Origin of the sequence: Arthrobacter sp. NPDC089319 (genome assembly GCF_040684925.1) — a bacterium.
In the GTDB taxonomy this organism is placed as follows: domain Bacteria; phylum Actinomycetota; class Actinomycetes; order Actinomycetales; family Micrococcaceae; genus Crystallibacter.
Genome location: NZ_JBFBGZ010000017.1, coordinates 13293 through 28027, shown reverse-complemented (window position 1 = coordinate 28027; position 14735 = coordinate 13293). Strand labels below are relative to the sequence as shown.

Genomic DNA, 14735 nt, shown 5'->3' with positions numbered 1-14735 from the left:
CCTTCGGATGCGGCCTCTGCGCTGACATCGGGGGACCATGCGGATCCAGCTTTCTGCCGCTTTCGTGGTGATGGGCGGGTTGCTGCTCGTCGGGTGTTCCGGGCCCGCGGCATCCGACGGAGGCGCTGCACCTGCTGGAACGGAACGCCCGACGGCGGTGCCGGCCGCCGGAGACGGATCGTCCGATGCTGCACCTAACGCTGCCGTTGCGTCCGGCCGCTTCGCCACTCCCCTGCCGTCCGGTTCCCCCGTTGAGCCCGAGGTTGCCCTGAGCGAAGAGGAGTCGGCGGCGAATACCGCGCACATCGGCAGCTTCCTCGCTGAACAGTGGAAGGCAGGAACCAAGCCGTCGACTTTGAGCGCTGCCCTGCCCGGCGACTGCGTGTTCTTCGACTGGGAATATTCCTCCGGCCCCACGCAGACTGCCCTCTTCCCCGTGCCCTGCGATGAGCCGCACGAGGGTGAGGTCTTCGGCGTCGTCACCCATGGAGACCGGCCCTATCCGGGCGAACTGGCACTTGGCGACGAAGCTACCGGAGCCTGTGCAGATTTTCTCGAACAGCACATTGAGAAGCTAGCGCCCGGTTATAGCTTCCGGCCGCTCTCCCCCACCGAAGCCGATTGGAAAGCCGGAGATCGCGGTTCAGCGTGTTTGTACAGCCCGCCCGGGCTCTTGTCGGAGCGAAGCCACTTCAGGAGTTAAAGCCCCGACTCCAGCACGGCGGAATGTGTGAATTCGTCGTAAACAACGGGCCGGTCCCCTTGTGGCCGCCACGCTCCGCCAGCATTGTTGAAGTTGATGCATCGGCGTCGACCCAACTTGAGGAGCACCACATGCCTGATACCCCGCTTGAAAACTGGGACTTGGTTCCAGGCACCCTGGTGGAAGTCCACAAGGACGGGATGATGCTGCGGACCGGGCGGATTGATGCGGTAACCCTGGATGCGGACATCGTCTGGCTCGCCGACAACGGCTCACACCCGCGCGGCCTGTTCGAAAAGTCCGAGGGGTACCAGCTCCGCCTGGCTCGGGACAGGAACTGACCGCGAGCGGAGGATTGCCCCTATCCCCACCTCCGCGCCGGCGCTAGCGTGTCCGACATGGATATGAAACTCGAGCTCGTTGCCGTGCCGGTCACCGACGTGGACCGCGCCAAGAAGTTCTACGTGGAGCAGGTGGGCTTCAATGCAGACCACGACTACCAGGTGAATCCGGAGTTGCGGTTCGTGCAGCTCACCCCGCCCGGATCCGCCTGTTCCATTGTCATCGGCGATGGCATCACCCAGATGGCGCCCGGCTCACAGCAAGGCCTGCAAATGGTGGTGGCCGACGCAGCGGCCGCCCGGCAGGAACTCATCGGCCGCGGCGTCGGAGCCAGTGACGTGGACGAACAGCCCTGGGGACACTTCGTGTACTTCAGCGATCCGGACGGCAACACCTGGTCGTTGCAGCAACTGCCGCCCCGGGAAACCCCCTGACCCGGACTGATCCGGGTACCAGGTAACCCTGGCCACCGGTTCACATGGCGCTTTCCGCCTGTACCGAGAAAGTCCGCGCGAAACCACATCCGAATAATTTTGCCCGCATCGGAATAAACCCCGCTGGCGGCCCGTTCCATTACGTGAAACTGCGAATGGACTATCAAGGGATCAGCATGCTTGGAGCAGGAGATCAGCGGAGAAGTTCTTTCCCGCGCCCTGCCGCATTGCTCCCCCGCCCCCATTGTTAGCGCCCCTCTGCAGCCGGTATGAACCGGCCTTTTTTGCCTAACCCGCAGTCCCCGAATGTTGCCTCGGCAGGCCAGCCTCACAGCTGTGCCGTCTTACTGAGGCACCCCATTTCCCGCCCGCTACACAGGAGGTCATGCATGACACTATCCACCACAGGTCAGTCCCCATTGGTCAATTCCACTCCCACCCGGATCCGCAACCTCGGGCACCTGCGCCGCGGCGATTCGGTTGAGGCCCGGATGGACAACGCCGTCCAGTACCGGGGCCGGGTCGACCGCACCGCGCCGGGAGTCGGCTTGGTCTGGATCCGCGACGACGCCGACGGCTCACGGCGCGCCATCAGCACCCAGGATTGCACGGTCTGGCGTTTACCCAGCCAGCAGGCGTAAAGAGCGGCACCACCCCCACAGGCGGACGACGCCGGCACCCACTGATGTGCCGGTTCGTCCGTTACTGCGTTAAAGCGCCATGACGGCTTCAGGCGGAGCTTGTCCATCAGTCTGGCGCGGAGTTGAATAGAGCCGGAACCGCCGGACGGGAGCATTCCGGCCACCGCAATCGGAGAGCCTCATGGCCGTTTCGTTCAACCACACCATTGTGTATGCCGCGGACAAGAATGCGTCGGCCGAATTCTTCGCGGAAATCTTTGGGCTCGGTCCGCCGCGGCCAATGTTCGGATACTTCATGACCGTCATGCTGGAGGGCGGCGTGGCGCTGGACTACGCCGATGCGGACGGCAGCGTCCAGCCCCAGCACTATGCCTTCCTGGTCAGCGAAGCCGAGTTCGACGGAATCTTCGCACGCATCCAGTCGGCCGGAATCGACTACTGGGCCGTCCCAGCGAGGAGCAGGCCCGGGCAGATTAACCACAACGACGGCGGCCGCGGCGTCTACTTCACCGATCCGTCCGGGCATTTTCTGGAGGCAATCACCCGTCCCTATGGTTCCGGGACCGTCTAAGCAGAGGCACGGGGCAGAGTCACGGGGCAGAGGCGAGGTACCGGCAGGGGTGAGGCACCGGCTGAAGCGATGCACCGCCGTCATACGCTGGACGCACATCTGTGAGGAGGGACGCATGGACGAACAGCACGGGACCGGCGGGAACGTCCGGCTCAGCGCGACCGTGAGCGGCCGGGTCCAGGGCGTGGGCTTCCGCTACTGGACGCGCGACCAGGCCGAGCAGCTGGGACTGGTCGGATCGGCGGTGAACCAGCCCGACGGAACCGTCGGCGTGGTGGCCGAGGGCCCGCAGGATGCAGTCGAACAGCTAGTGGCAGAGCTTGAGTCCGGCAACACGCCGGGCCGGGTCAGGCGCGTTGAGAAAACCTACGCGGCCGCGAGGGGCGGGCTCAGCGGCTTCGATGTGGGCTGAGGCAGGCTCAGGCCGCTTGGGTACCATCGGGTCATGACTAACCCTGTAGCCGCCGTCCGCACTGCCTTGCTGGAACGGGGTGTTGCGGATACCGTCACGGTGCTCGACGACGAGGTGCCCACCGCGGCCGACGCGGCCAGGATGCTGGACTGCGACGTGGCGGCCATCGCCAACAGCCTGGTGTTCAATTCCGGCGGCAGCCCGCTGCTGATCCTGGCCAGCGGAGCGGCGCGGGTTGACACGAAGCTGGTGGCGGCCGAGCTCGGAATGGACCGCATCCGGCGGGCCGACGCGGACTTCGTCCTCACGCACACCGGCCAGGCCATCGGCGGGGTGGCACCGGTGGGACACCCTGCGCCGATCCGCACGGTGCTGGATCGGTCCTTGGCCGGCCATCCCGTGCTGTGGGCCGGCGCCGGCGATCATCGGGCGATGTTCTCGATCGGCTTCGAGGACCTGCGCCGGATCACTTCGGCAGTGGTCATGGACGTCAGGGCGGGCTGACTCAGGCTCCCGCTCGGACTTCCCCGCGACAGGCGGGCGGTGTGACGTTTAAATCGGCCAGCCCCGCGGGGGGTTCACGCGGGGCTGGCTCTGGGGGATTCGCCAGCCCGGTAATGATGGGGGGTCCGGAACCGGCTAACGCTGAAAGTATGCCACTCGTCCTGCCCAAATTACAGCTTTGTGATTTATATTACGTACCCGCGTAACAGTCCGGTTTCACGTCGGACGGGACACGGACCGGTCACCGGAAGATCAAGGAAACACCCGCGCGAACAGTGCGCCGTAACGGTTTCAGCGTCATCTCGACACCGCCCGGTCCGCCGCCTGAAAACGCTTCTATCCTGAGTGCATCTGTCACCCGATGAGAGGCGGTGTGCCATGAGGAAGCTCCCCACATGGCTGTCCGTGATCCTACTGGTCCTCGGCCTGGGATTGGTGGCACCGGGCCCCGCTGCCGCTGCTCCCTACTGCGGGATTTCCTGGGGATCGGGGGCAAAATCCGCGCCCGGGAGCACCACCGCACCGATCACCAATGTCCGCACGGGGCGGCACACCTGCTATGACCGCATGGTCATCAACATCCGTGGCGATGTGGCCGGCTACTCCGTTCGCTACGGAACGGTGCGGGCCCAAGGCTCCGGCCGCGTGATCCCGCTGCGCGGCGGTGCCGACCTGGCCGTGGTGCTCAAGGCACCGGCCTACAATTCCGGCGGCCGCGCCACCTACCGTCCCGCCAACCCGAAGGAACTGGCCAACGTTCGTGGCTACACCACCTTCCGGCAGCTCGCTTGGGGCGGAAGTTTCGAAGGCTACACCACCATCGGATTGGGCGTGCGCGCCCGGCTGCCGTTCAGGGTGTTCACCCTGGATGGCCCGGGAAACATGTCCCGGCTGGTGGTCGATGTGGCCCACCGCTGGTAGGCGGAGCCGCAGGCAGCGGTCCGGCACGGACCCGGCCTGCCGCTAACGACGGCGGTGCAACCCCCAGGTGCCCAACGCACCTGAGGGGAGCACCGCCGTCGATATGTCATCACTCGGCGGCAGCGGCTTCCAGGAAGGCCTCGGCCAGCGGCCCGGCGGTCTCGGCGCCGAGCTTGCCGTCCTCCACGAACACCGCAATGGCAAGGTCGCCATGGCCGGCGATCACCCAGGAGTGGGTCTGCGGCGGATTTTCCGAGCCGTACTCTGCGGTTCCGGTCTTGCCGATCGCGGGCTTGCCGGGCAGGTCCGCCAGGTTGGCCAAATAGCCGTCAACCACGGCCGAGCGCATCATGGTGCGCAGCTGCTCGGCCTCCTTTTCGGTCAGCTTCGGCACATCCGGGAGCTTGGCCTCGGGATCGTGTCCGTCCACCAACGTGGGCACTACGGATTCGCCTTTCACCACGGCCGCCATCAGGGTGGCGAGCGAGAGCGGCGACGTTTGCACGCGGGACTGGCCGATCATCGAGGCGGCGTGCGCGGTGCCCTCGGAGTCTTCGCGCGGCACCGTGCCGAGGAAGGCCTCGATCCCGGGGCTGGCCGTCATGCCTACGCCCAGGGCACCGGCGGCATCCGCGAGCTGGTCCTGCGAGAGCTCCTGGTGTTCGGAGATGAACGCCGTATTGCAGGAGTGGGCGATGGCCTCGGTCAAGGTGATCTCGCCGGTGAAGGCCGCCGGGTAGCTGTCCGCGTTCTCGAACGTCCGGCCGTCCACCACCAGCTCCGGATCGCAGGTGACGGTGGAATCCGGGGTCATGCCGTTGCGCAGCAGGCCCAGCGCCGTGGCGATCTTGAAGGTGGAACCGGGTGCGTACTGGCCCAGGAACGCGGTGTTGTAGCCTTCGCTGTCCGGGCCGTTGGCGGCCGCCAGGACTGCCCCCGTGGACGGCCGCAGCGCGACAATCGAACTCGGCGACTTGGTGTCGGCCAGGATGTCCTCGGCCGCGGACTGCAGGTCCGGCACCAGCGTGGTCTTCACGTCCTTGCCGTCGGCCGGGTCCTGGTGGAACAGCTGGCGGCTCGGCGCGTCCGCACCTTCCTCGGCCGGCTCGCCTACGGCGGAAACGGTAGTTCCCGGGGTACCGGCTAGTTCCTGGTTGAAGGAGGCCTGCAGACCGGAAGAGCCGACGGTCTCGCCGGCCACCACCTTGCCTTCGGACTTCTCGATATCCTCTGCCGTGGCCTCCCGGACGGAGCCCAGCACCGGCCCGGCGAAGGTGCGGCTGGGCGCCAGCGGGATCTGGTCGTCCACGGCCAGGAAGCCGTCGATGTCCTCCAGCTTCCCCTGGTCCAGCTCCTTGAAGGCGCCCTCGCGAAGGGTAATCGCGTCCACGAAGGCCTCCGGCCCGTATTCGGCAACCTTCTTCGCGTAGCCGGCCGCGTCAATCTCCACCAACGCTGCCAGCTCCCGGGCGGAGTCCTCGGCGGCTGATTCGTCCAGCCCGGTCTTGTCGATCCCGACAATCTTGACCGGGCGGTTCTTGACGATCGCGTCGCCGTCGGCGTCGAGGATCTGGCCGCGCTGCGGCTCTTCCGTGGCCAGCACCAACCGCTCGCCCTCCGCCAGCGACGGTTCCAGGACCTGCGGGGTCCACCGCACCTGCCAGCGGTCGTCCGCATAGCGCAGGTCCGCGGTGGTGGTGTAGCTCCAGCCCTGCTCCGAGTCCTTCCCCGAGTCCTTCTCCGTGTCCTTCTCCGGGTCCGCCGCCGGCCAGTCATAGGAAAGGGTTGCCCGGAACAGGTTGGACTCTACTTCTTCGACACTGTCCACGGTGACGTCGGGCTGCCACCCGTCCATCCCCTTGGTCAGCGCGGCTAGCTGCTCCTGCACCTGGGCCCCGGTGGCATCGGCGAAGGCCACCGTCGAGACGTCTTTGGCGGCCAGCCCCTTGGCCAGGGCCTGGGCGGTTGGATCCGGCGATTCCCGCTCGGGGGCACAAGCAGCCACCGCCACCGTCAGCAGCAGGGCCATGATGAGTGCAAGTGCGCGCCGAAGCATACTTCTCCTGGATCCGGGATTGTCCTGTTCGAACTTATAATCGCCCCGCGGCGATGTCGAGCCGAACGCCAGTTGGCGAATGCTGCTTGAATGGTTTCGTCGGGTTGAACGGCCACGGCCGGCCGGACAGGACCCAGGTAAAGGACATCATGACCGAATTCGCTCCCCCAGGCTCCCGCCGTGCCGCGGTGGTCTGGAATCCATCGAAGAAGTTCAGCTTTGATCTAGTGGCGCTGGTCGAAGAGGCATGCGCCGAAACCGGCTGGCAGCCGCCGCTGTGGCTGGAGACCACGCTGGAGGACCCCGGTGCCGGACAGACGCAGCAGGCGATGGACGCCGGCGTCGACCTGGTCATTGCGGCCGGCGGCGACGGCACCGTGCGGCGCGTGGCCGGCAAGCTGGCCGGAACGGACATGCCGCTGGGCGTGATCCCGCTGGGCACCGGCAACCTGTTGGCACGCAACCTGGACCTGCCGGTGGACGACCCGGAGACCGCGGTGCGCATCGCCCTGGCCGGCCGCGACCGGCCCATCGACGCCGTGCTGGCCAAGGTGGACGGCTCGGGCAGCGGCGCGGTCTTCCTGGTCATGGCCGGACTCGGCTTCGATGCCGCCGTCATTGGCGGCACGGACGACGGACTCAAGGACCGAATCGGCTGGCTCGCTTATGTGGAAGCCGGGCTGCGCAACCTCCCGGGCAAACCGGTCCGGGCCACGCTGTCCATCGACGGCGGCAAACCCATCACCCTGCGGATGCGCAGCGTGATGGGCGGCAACTGCGGCAAGATCCAGGGCGGGTTTGAGATGTTCCCGGGCGCGCAGATCGATGACGGGCTGTTGGACATCATGACCATTTCCCCGCGCGGCCGGCTCGGCTGGCTCGGTGTGCTGGCCGGGCTGGCCAAGCGCGGCCGGAGCGTGGACCCGTCGGTGGACTACTACCAGGGCAAGGAAGTGGAGATCACCGCCGGCCGGCCGCAGGAGATGCAGCTGGACGGGGACCACATTGGCCTGGGTTCCCGGCTCTCGATGCGCGTGGATCCGGGCGCGCTGCGGGTCCGGGTGGCGGCGGACTGACCGAAGGACGACGGCGGTTCCGACCGCCGGACGACGGTGCGGCCGCGTACCGCCGCGTCCCGGACGGCGTGCGGCTGCTCACAGTATCGACACAGTTCGGAACATATCTTGAGGTCGCGGTTGTTGTACGTGCTAGCGTTCAGCGTCCGCCGGCCACCCCACCGGCAGGCTTATCGTCCTAGACACAAGGGATTTCCACCATGATTCGTCGTCGTTTGTCCGTACTCGGTGCCGCCGCAGCTGCCGCCCTGGTGCTGGCCGGCTGCAGCACCTCCTCGCCGTCGGAGTCGCAGCCGTCGACCTCCGCCGCCGCCAGCTCGCTTCAGCAGATCCAGGACGCCGGCGTGATCACAGTGGGGACCGAGGGCACCTACCGCCCGTTCAGCTTCCACGAGGGCGGTCAGGGCGACCTGACCGGTTACGACGTCGAGATCGTCAAAGCCGTGGCGGACAAGCTCGGCGTGGACGTGAAGTTCGAAGAGACCCAGTGGGACGCCATCTTCGCCGGCTTGGATGCCGGCCGGTTCGACGTGATCGCCAACCAGGTCTCCATCAACGAAGAGCGCCAGGCCAAGTACGACTTCTCCGACCCCTACACTGTGAGCACCGGCGTCGTCGTGGTGAAGAGCGACAACAGCGACATCGCCTCGCTGGCCGATCTAGAGGGCAAGACCAGCGCGCAGTCGCTTACCAGCAACTGGTACAAGCTCGCCGAGGAGGCCGGCGCCAATGTCCAGTCGGTCGAGGGCTGGGCGCAGGCCGTTTCGCTGCTGGAGCAGGGCCGGGTGGACGCCACCATCAACGACAAGCTCACCTACCTGGATTACCAGGCCAGCCATGACAACAAGGACATCAAGGTGGCCGCGGAAACCGATGAAGAGTCGCAGAGCGCCTTCACCTTCCGGAAGGGCAGCGAGGACCTGGTGGGAGCCTTCGACAAGGCGCTCGGCGAGCTGCGCGATGACGGCACGCTGGCCAAAATCTCCGAGAAGTACTTCGGCGCAGACGTCACCAAGTAAACGGGCAGGGGCAAGACGCTAACGTAGCCGTATGAACATCGACTGGGAGCTGCTGCGCAGTTCGTTCTGGCCTATTGTCCAGGGCGGACTGACCGGCACCATCCCGCTGTCGCTGGCCAGTTTCGCCATCGGCTTGGTCTTGGCGCTCCTGCTCGCGTTGATGCGGATCAGCGGCAACCGGATCTTGGCGGGGGCCGCCCGGGCCTACATCTCGGTCATTCGCGGCACTCCGCTGCTGGTGCAGCTGTTCGTGATCTTCTACGGACTGCCGACCATCGGCGTGGTGCTCGAACCGTGGCCCAGCGCGATCATCGCGTTCTCGATGAACGTGGGCGGCTACGCGGCAGAGGTGATCAGGGCCGCGATCCTGTCCGTGCCGAAGGGCCAGTGGGAAGCCGGCCACACCATCGGCATGGCCCGCACCACCACGCTCCGGCGCATCGTCCTGCCGCAGGCGGCCAGGGTCTCCGTGCCGCCGCTGTCCAACACCTTCATTTCTCTGGTCAAGGACACGTCCCTCGCCTCGCTGATCCTGGTCACCGAAGCGTTCCGGGTGGCCCAGGAAATTGCCGCCTTCAGCCAGGAATTCCTGCTGCTGTATATGGAGGCCGCGGCGGTCTACTGGGTGTTCTGCCTGGTCCTGTCCGCCGGGCAGACCCGACTGGAGAAGAGGCTGGACCGCTATGTCGCCCACTGAAGTTCCGCCCGCCGCGCCTTCGGGCGCCGACGCCAGTCCCGTGCTCTCCGTCGAGGGCCTGCGCAAGTCCTTCGGCGGCAACCAGGTGCTGACCTCCATCGATCTGTCGGTGAAGACCGGAGGCGTGCTGGCGCTGATCGGCCCCTCCGGTTCCGGCAAGACCACCGTGCTGCGCTGCCTGAACGGCTTGGAAATTCCCGACGGCGGACGGGTTACCTTTGCGGGTGGGCCCGCCGTGGATTTCGGCTCGCCTGTGGGCCGCAAGCAGATTTCCGAGCTGCGGGACCGCAGTGCCATGGTGTTCCAGCACTACAACCTGTTTCCGCACATGACCGTGCTGCAGAACATCATCGAGGGCCCGGTCCAGGTCCAGAAACGGCCCCGGGCCGACGCCGTACGCGAGGCCATGTCGCTGTTGGAACGCGTGGGGCTGACCGGCAAGGAAGACCAGTACCCGCACCAGCTCTCCGGCGGCCAGCAGCAGCGGGTCGGCATTGTCCGGGCGCTGGCGCTCAAACCCTCGCTGCTGCTCTTCGATGAGCCGACCTCGGCGCTGGACCCCGAACTGGTGGGCGATGTGCTGCACGTGATCAAGGAACTGGCCGACGAAGGCTGGACCATGGTGCTGGTGACGCACGAGCTGGCGTTCGCCCGGGAAGTGGCCAGCGAAGTGGTGTTCATGGACGGCGGCGTGGTGGTGGAACGCGGCCACCCCGACCAGGTGCTGCGCGAGCCGCAGGAGGAGCGCACCCGGCAGTTCGTCCACCGGCTGCTGAACCCGTTCTAGGCCGGACAATCCACGACGGCTGCCGCTAGCGGCCGGGCTGCGCGGGCCCGCGCATCGGCATCGGCGGGATTCCCGTGCTTGGGGTTCCCGGCCCGGGTGCCTGAGCGCGTTCGTTGCCCTGAACCGGAGCCGCCGGCAGCGGCGCAGGGTATGGAGCCGCCGCGATCCCGGGCTGCAGCGTCCGGAACCAGCCGTCGTACCGCTGGTCGGCACGCTTCACGGCGCGCGAAATCCCTACCGTCAGCAGCACGAAGCCGGCGATCGAAACCACCGCGAACAGGACCGCAAAGCCGGTGTAGACCTCCGCGTTCGAGCTGTAGAACACGCTGGTGGCGTCCCGGAAGGACTCGCGGACCGCCAAGGCGGACATCCAGCCGCTCACCGCACCTCCTGCAACGAAGAGGACGATGCCCCAAACGGTCAGGCCGGCAGCTGAGGGGATGTAGCGGTAGTTCATGCTTCCCACTATCGGCAGCCCGCCCGCGTAACGTCGGCCTCCACGACGTATTCTTGGCCACACTCCCCCGCCGCCGAACCCCGCCAAATCCGCGCCAGAACCTCTGAATCCGGAGAGGTGTTCCACGCCACGCCGCTTGATAATTCATCTGATGTCCATTGGAATGGCAGAATGTAAACTTCCATGCACCGTTCCGCATGGCACCACGTTCCGGCCGGAAGCTACCCATCCCGCGCTTTCTCCTCTGCGGCGGCCTCCGGTCACGAAAGGCAGAACCATGGCCACGACTTTGGCTACCAAGTCTTTGACGGCACAGACGGCCTCCGAGGCCCACGACCTCCTCAATGCTGCGGTGGAAGAACTGCAATCCATCGCGGCCATCGACGGCGATTGCGGCATTCTGGTCACCCGCACCGGGCCCGGGCAGTTCACTGTGGAACTGAGCGACGACGTGCCCTACGGCATCACTCAGGAATCCGACCTCGACTAGGATCCGCCACTCCGGCTGGGCCCACCAGCACGGGCCCGCCGCGGGCCTTGACTCCCGGCTTCGAGTCGTTCGACCATGACGACGCCCGGCCCGTAACCGGCGACATTGTCATCCTCGCGGTGCCCTACCCCGCCTGTCCGACACCGTCCGCAGCTGCGGCGACCAGTTGGCGGGAAAGGTCGTCGTCGACATCACCAACCCGCTGAACTTTGAAACCTTCGACTCGCTCACCGTGCCGTCCGACAGTTCGGCGGCAGCCGAGCTCAGCGCCTCGCTGCCGGATTCGCGCGTGGTCAAGGCCTTCAACACCACCTTCGCTGCCACGCTGTCCTCCGGCACCGTCGGCGGCCTGCCCACCACCGTGCTTATGGCCGGGGACGACGCCGCGGCCAAGTCCCAGCTGGCCGAGGTGGTCACCGCCGCCGGGTTGAACGCCATCGATGCCGGCGCTCTGTCCCGGGCCCTCGAGGCCCTGGGATTCCTGCAGATCTCCCTGGCCGCCGCCGAGAAGCTCCGGTGGACCGGAGGCTTTAGCGTCGTCGCCTGACCGCCTAATAGCCCTGCGCTAGCGCCGCCCCGACCGCTTGGCAGCAATAGCCATTCCGGCCAGCACGCCGGCGGCGATCAGCAGCAGCACGGACACCACGATTAGCGGGGGCATGATGTCCAGCCCCATGATGGACGGCATCACCGTCAGGCTGACGGCGAAGAGGGCGACGACGGCAGCAGCGAGCCCGAGGGCAACGGCACGGGGATTGGATCCTTCCACGCCCTCCACTCTATCGGCGCTTCGCTCCGGCTTTGTGACGCCGGCCGGAGCCCGCCGAATAAGGCCACGGGCCCTCCCGGTGGGATAATTTCGCCCATGGCTCCAGCAATCGCGTACCAAGGTGAACCCGGCTCGAACTCGCACATGGCGTGCCTTGAGGTCCGGCCCGGCTGGGACGCGGTGCCATGCGCCAGCTTTGAAGACGCCTTCGCCGCCGTCACCAGCGGCGAGGCCGAACTGGCCATGATCCCCATTGACAACTCGATCGCCGGCCGCGTGGCGGACATCCATGCCCTGCTGCCCCGGACCACGCTGCAGATCGTGGAGGAATTCTTCCTGCCCATCCGCTTCAGCCTGCTCGGCATTCCCGGGGCCACCGTGGAACAGGCCCGTGAAGTACACAGCCACATCCATGCCCTGGGACAGTGCCGGAAGCTGATCCGCCGTTTGGGGCTGACGCCCGTCATTGCCGGCGATACCGCCGGGTCGGCCCGTGAAGTTGCCGAGTGGAACGATCCCACCAAGGTCTCGCTCGCGCCGCCGATGGCCGCTGAGCTGTACGGCCTGCAAGTCTTCGCCGAGAAAGTGGAAGACGATCCAACGAACACCACCCGGTTTGTGGTGCTGGCGGACCGGCGGCCCGTCCCCAGCCGCGAGGAGCTGCCCGGTCCCGCGGTGACCAGCTTTGTTTTCCGGGTGCGGAACGTTCCCTCGGCGCTGTACAAGGCCCTCGGCGGGTTCGCGACCAACGGCATCAACATGACCCGGCTGGAGAGCTACATGGTCGGCGGCGAATTCGCGGCCACCATGTTCATGGTGGACGTCGAAGGCCATCCGGAGGACCAGCCAATGGTCCATGCCTTCGAGGAACTGGAATTCTTCACCACCGAAATCCGGATTCTGGGCGTCTATCCCGCCCACCCGTTCCGGTTAAACCGCGGCGCGGAACAGCCGGCCGACGCCTAAGGCAACGGACCCTGCTGCCGATGCCGCGCACGGGGAGTTCTTGACGAACTGTTACCCGCGTTTGACCGAGGCCACGTCCCGCTTTACCTTGGAAATGAATCACGAGCGCCAACTTCACAGCCCTGGCTGGTTGGCCGGCAACCCTCTACCGTAGCGGGGTGCTCCAGGTGATGATTCGGCCCGCCGGGTTTGTCGGCAGGCAAGTACGCGTATCCTCCGGCAGCAGCGGATGCGCCTGAGCTTCAAGGATGGCCATGTCCCTGCACAACGACTTGACCCCGAACACCCTGCGCTCCGCCTTCGGGCGCTTTCCCTCCGGAATCGCAGCGCTCTGCGCCGTCATCGACGGTGAGCCGCAAGGCATCGTCGCCTCCTCCTTCACCGTGGGCGTTTCGCTGGAGCCGCCGCTGGTGATGTTCGCCGTCCAGAACACCTCGCGGACCTGGCCGCTGCTCCGCCACGCCGGCCGGATCGGCGTGTCGGTGCTGAGCACGGAGCACGACGGCGTCTGCCGCCAGATTGCTTCCAAGAGCGGCGACCGCTTCGCCGGGCTGAGCCTGGACCGCACCGACCGGGACGCGCTTTTCCTCAACGAGGCAGCGCTGTGGCTGGATTGCTCGGTGCATCAGGAGTTCCCGGCCGGTGACCACCAGGTGGTGCTGCTGGAGGTACACGCGCTGAGCACGCACGTCGGCGCGCACGAACCGCTGGTCTTCCACGACTCCTCGTTCCGCCGGCTGGTACAGCCCGCGTTCGTCTAGGGCAGCGGGCGTCCCCGCGCCGCCACCCACAGCGCGTACCATTCCTGCCGGGTCATTGCCGCGCCGATCTCCTCAGCCTGGCCGCAGGCCCTGATCCGCTCCGGATTGCTGGTACCGACGACCGGTCGGATTCGGGCCGGATGGCGCAGCAGCCAGCCCAGCACTACGGCTTCCTGCGTGCAGCCCTTGTCCCGGGCCAACTCGGAGACCAAGGCTGCCGTCGCGCGATCCGCTGCCGCACCACCGTCGCCGTCAGCTTCGTCAGCTGTGCCGGCGGCCCGTTCCGCCGGCCGGCCGCTGTAGCGGCCCCGCGCCAGCGAGCCCCAGGCCTGCAACTCCACCGCGTGGGCAGCACAGTACTCCAAAGTGCCGTGCGGAAAGCCGACGGCGGCGCCTTCCGGGTGGTTGACCAGCACCCCGGATTCAAGCCAGTCCCGCCGGTACAGGCTCATTTCCAATTGGTTGACGGCGAGCGGCTCGTCGAGCGCGGCCTGCAGCCACCGCATCTGCTCGCCGGACATGTTCGAGACGCCCAGGCGGCGGACCTTCCCGGCCAGCCGGAGGCGGCTGAACGCCTCGGCAATCTCCTCCGCCGGGGCCAGCGGATCCGGCCGGTGGATCAGCAGCGTGTCCAGATGGTCGGTGTGCAGGCGGCGCAGGCTTTCCTCGGTACCGGCCACGATGGCCTCGCGGGATGAGTCGTACTGGCCCACCAGTCCGGGAACCGGCAGCCGGATGCCGCATTTGCTCTGCAACTGCAAGGCTTCCCGGAGTTCCGGCCGCTCGGCCAGCACCCGGCCGAACGCAGCCTCCGCCTTGCCGTGGGCGTAAATGTCCGCGTGATCGAATACCCTGATGCCGATGTCCAGTGCCGCCTCCACGGCTGTGTGGGCAGCGGCGACGTCGGCGGCCTCCAGCGGGCCGCTCCCCCAGCCACCGCCCAAACCCATGCTGCCGAAGATCAGGCGGGATCCGGCGTCGTCCATTGGTGTGTCCCTTCGCTGGGCAGGCTTCCAGCGTACGACAGCGCCGCGCCGAAATCGGGGGTTGTGCCACCTCGCGGACGGCAGTACGGTAACTCTCGCGGGGCGGATAGCGTCCCCAGGCAACCAGTATCAGGCCGCCTGCG

At 66.8% G+C, this 14735-nt stretch carries 20 protein-coding genes and 1 riboswitch; of the genes, 16 read left to right on the top strand and 4 right to left on the bottom strand.

Features of this window, described 5'->3' with window-relative positions; genetic code table 11:
* Positions 1 to 37 precede the first annotated feature (37 nt).
* From AB0N75_RS17810 to AB0N75_RS17775, 8 genes are all read left to right on the top strand, one after another.
* Complete coding sequence (locus AB0N75_RS17810) at positions 38 to 703, top strand: septum formation family protein (protein WP_364652278.1); 666 nt, start codon at positions 38 to 40, stop codon at positions 701 to 703.
* Positions 704 to 834: 131 nt separating this feature from the next.
* A complete protein-coding gene (locus tag AB0N75_RS17805; protein ID WP_364652277.1) occupies positions 835 to 1044 on the top strand; it encodes a hypothetical protein in 210 nt (69 codons plus the stop codon).
* Positions 1045 to 1101: 57 nt separating this feature from the next.
* Positions 1102 to 1479 (top strand): glyoxalase superfamily protein, encoded by a 378-nt coding sequence (locus tag AB0N75_RS17800; RefSeq protein ID WP_364652276.1) that lies wholly within the window; start codon positions 1102 to 1104, stop codon positions 1477 to 1479.
* Between the two features lie 389 nt (positions 1480 to 1868).
* Entirely contained in the window at positions 1869 to 2120 is a 252-nt protein-coding gene (locus AB0N75_RS17795; protein WP_364652275.1) for a hypothetical protein, read from the top strand.
* Between the two features lie 181 nt (positions 2121 to 2301).
* Positions 2302 to 2691, top strand: a complete 390-nt coding sequence (locus AB0N75_RS17790) for a VOC family protein (RefSeq protein ID WP_364652274.1) — start codon at positions 2302 to 2304, stop codon at positions 2689 to 2691.
* Between the two features lie 115 nt (positions 2692 to 2806).
* Positions 2807 to 3103, top strand: coding sequence for an acylphosphatase (locus tag AB0N75_RS17785; protein ID WP_364652273.1), 297 nt, complete (start codon positions 2807 to 2809; stop codon positions 3101 to 3103).
* 33 nt (positions 3104 to 3136) lie between these two features.
* Positions 3137 to 3607, top strand: coding sequence for a YbaK/EbsC family protein (locus tag AB0N75_RS17780; RefSeq protein WP_364652272.1), 471 nt, complete (start codon positions 3137 to 3139; stop codon positions 3605 to 3607).
* A 378-nt stretch (positions 3608 to 3985) separates the two neighbouring features.
* A complete protein-coding gene (locus tag AB0N75_RS17775) occupies positions 3986 to 4528 on the top strand; it encodes a hypothetical protein (protein WP_364652271.1) in 543 nt (180 codons plus the stop codon).
* Positions 4529 to 4637: 109 nt separating this feature from the next.
* Here AB0N75_RS17775 and AB0N75_RS17770 read toward each other — a convergent pair whose 3' ends face one another.
* Positions 4638 to 6584 carry a penicillin-binding transpeptidase domain-containing protein gene (locus AB0N75_RS17770; protein WP_364652270.1) on the bottom strand — a complete coding sequence of 649 codons (1947 nt, stop codon included), beginning with the start codon at positions 6582 to 6584 and terminating at the stop codon, positions 4638 to 4640.
* Between the two features lie 149 nt (positions 6585 to 6733).
* Here AB0N75_RS17770 and AB0N75_RS17765 point away from each other — a divergent pair, with 149 nt between their 5' ends.
* The 4 genes from AB0N75_RS17765 (at position 6734) to AB0N75_RS17750 (ending at position 10163) form a co-directional block, all read left to right on the top strand.
* Complete coding sequence (locus AB0N75_RS17765; protein WP_364652269.1) at positions 6734 to 7660, top strand: diacylglycerol kinase family protein; 927 nt, start codon at positions 6734 to 6736, stop codon at positions 7658 to 7660.
* A 200-nt stretch (positions 7661 to 7860) separates the two neighbouring features.
* Positions 7861 to 8679, top strand: coding sequence for an amino acid ABC transporter substrate-binding protein (locus AB0N75_RS17760; protein ID WP_364652268.1), 819 nt, complete (start codon positions 7861 to 7863; stop codon positions 8677 to 8679).
* Positions 8680 to 8716: 37 nt separating this feature from the next.
* Positions 8717 to 9376, top strand: a complete 660-nt coding sequence (locus tag AB0N75_RS17755) for an amino acid ABC transporter permease (protein WP_364652297.1) — start codon at positions 8717 to 8719, stop codon at positions 9374 to 9376.
* A complete protein-coding gene (locus tag AB0N75_RS17750; protein ID WP_364652267.1) occupies positions 9363 to 10163 on the top strand; it encodes an amino acid ABC transporter ATP-binding protein in 801 nt (266 codons plus the stop codon). The genes AB0N75_RS17755 and AB0N75_RS17750 overlap by 14 nt, the downstream gene beginning before the upstream one ends.
* Before the next feature lie 25 nt (positions 10164 to 10188).
* On the opposite strand, the gene AB0N75_RS17745 is transcribed toward AB0N75_RS17750, so the two are convergent.
* Positions 10189 to 10620, bottom strand: coding sequence for a hypothetical protein (locus AB0N75_RS17745; RefSeq protein ID WP_364652266.1), 432 nt, complete (start codon positions 10618 to 10620; stop codon positions 10189 to 10191).
* A gap of 277 nt (positions 10621 to 10897) precedes the next feature.
* Here AB0N75_RS17745 and AB0N75_RS17740 point away from each other — a divergent pair, with 277 nt between their 5' ends.
* Positions 10898 to 11110 carry a hypothetical protein gene (locus AB0N75_RS17740; RefSeq protein WP_127512440.1) on the top strand — a complete coding sequence of 71 codons (213 nt, stop codon included), beginning with the start codon at positions 10898 to 10900 and terminating at the stop codon, positions 11108 to 11110.
* A gap of 166 nt (positions 11111 to 11276) precedes the next feature.
* Entirely contained in the window at positions 11277 to 11657 is a 381-nt protein-coding gene (locus AB0N75_RS17735; RefSeq protein WP_364652265.1) for a hypothetical protein, read from the top strand.
* Between the two features lie 18 nt (positions 11658 to 11675).
* Here the strand turns inward: AB0N75_RS17735 and AB0N75_RS17730 are convergent, their stop codons facing one another.
* Positions 11676 to 11879: a hypothetical protein gene (locus tag AB0N75_RS17730; RefSeq protein ID WP_364652264.1), complete on the bottom strand. Its 204-nt coding sequence runs from the start codon at positions 11877 to 11879 to the stop codon at positions 11676 to 11678.
* A 96-nt stretch (positions 11880 to 11975) separates the two neighbouring features.
* On the opposite strand from AB0N75_RS17730, the gene AB0N75_RS17725 reads away from it, so the two are divergent.
* Both AB0N75_RS17725 and AB0N75_RS17720 read left to right on the top strand, forming a co-directional pair.
* Positions 11976 to 12845, top strand: coding sequence for a prephenate dehydratase (locus AB0N75_RS17725; RefSeq protein ID WP_364652263.1), 870 nt, complete (start codon positions 11976 to 11978; stop codon positions 12843 to 12845).
* Between the two features lie 97 nt (positions 12846 to 12942).
* Positions 12943 to 13057, top strand: a riboswitch (SAM riboswitch).
* A gap of 42 nt (positions 13058 to 13099) precedes the next feature.
* The gene (locus tag AB0N75_RS17720) at positions 13100 to 13606 is read left to right on the top strand and encodes a flavin reductase family protein (protein ID WP_364652262.1); all 507 of its coding nucleotides are present in this window, start codon (positions 13100 to 13102) and stop codon (positions 13604 to 13606) included.
* Here AB0N75_RS17720 and AB0N75_RS17715 read toward each other — a convergent pair.
* On the bottom strand, positions 13603 to 14592 hold the full coding sequence (locus tag AB0N75_RS17715; protein WP_364652261.1) for an aldo/keto reductase: 990 nt from the start codon (positions 14590 to 14592) through the stop codon (positions 13603 to 13605). The genes AB0N75_RS17720 and AB0N75_RS17715 overlap by 4 nt on opposite strands.
* Positions 14593 to 14735: the final 143 nt, after the last annotated feature.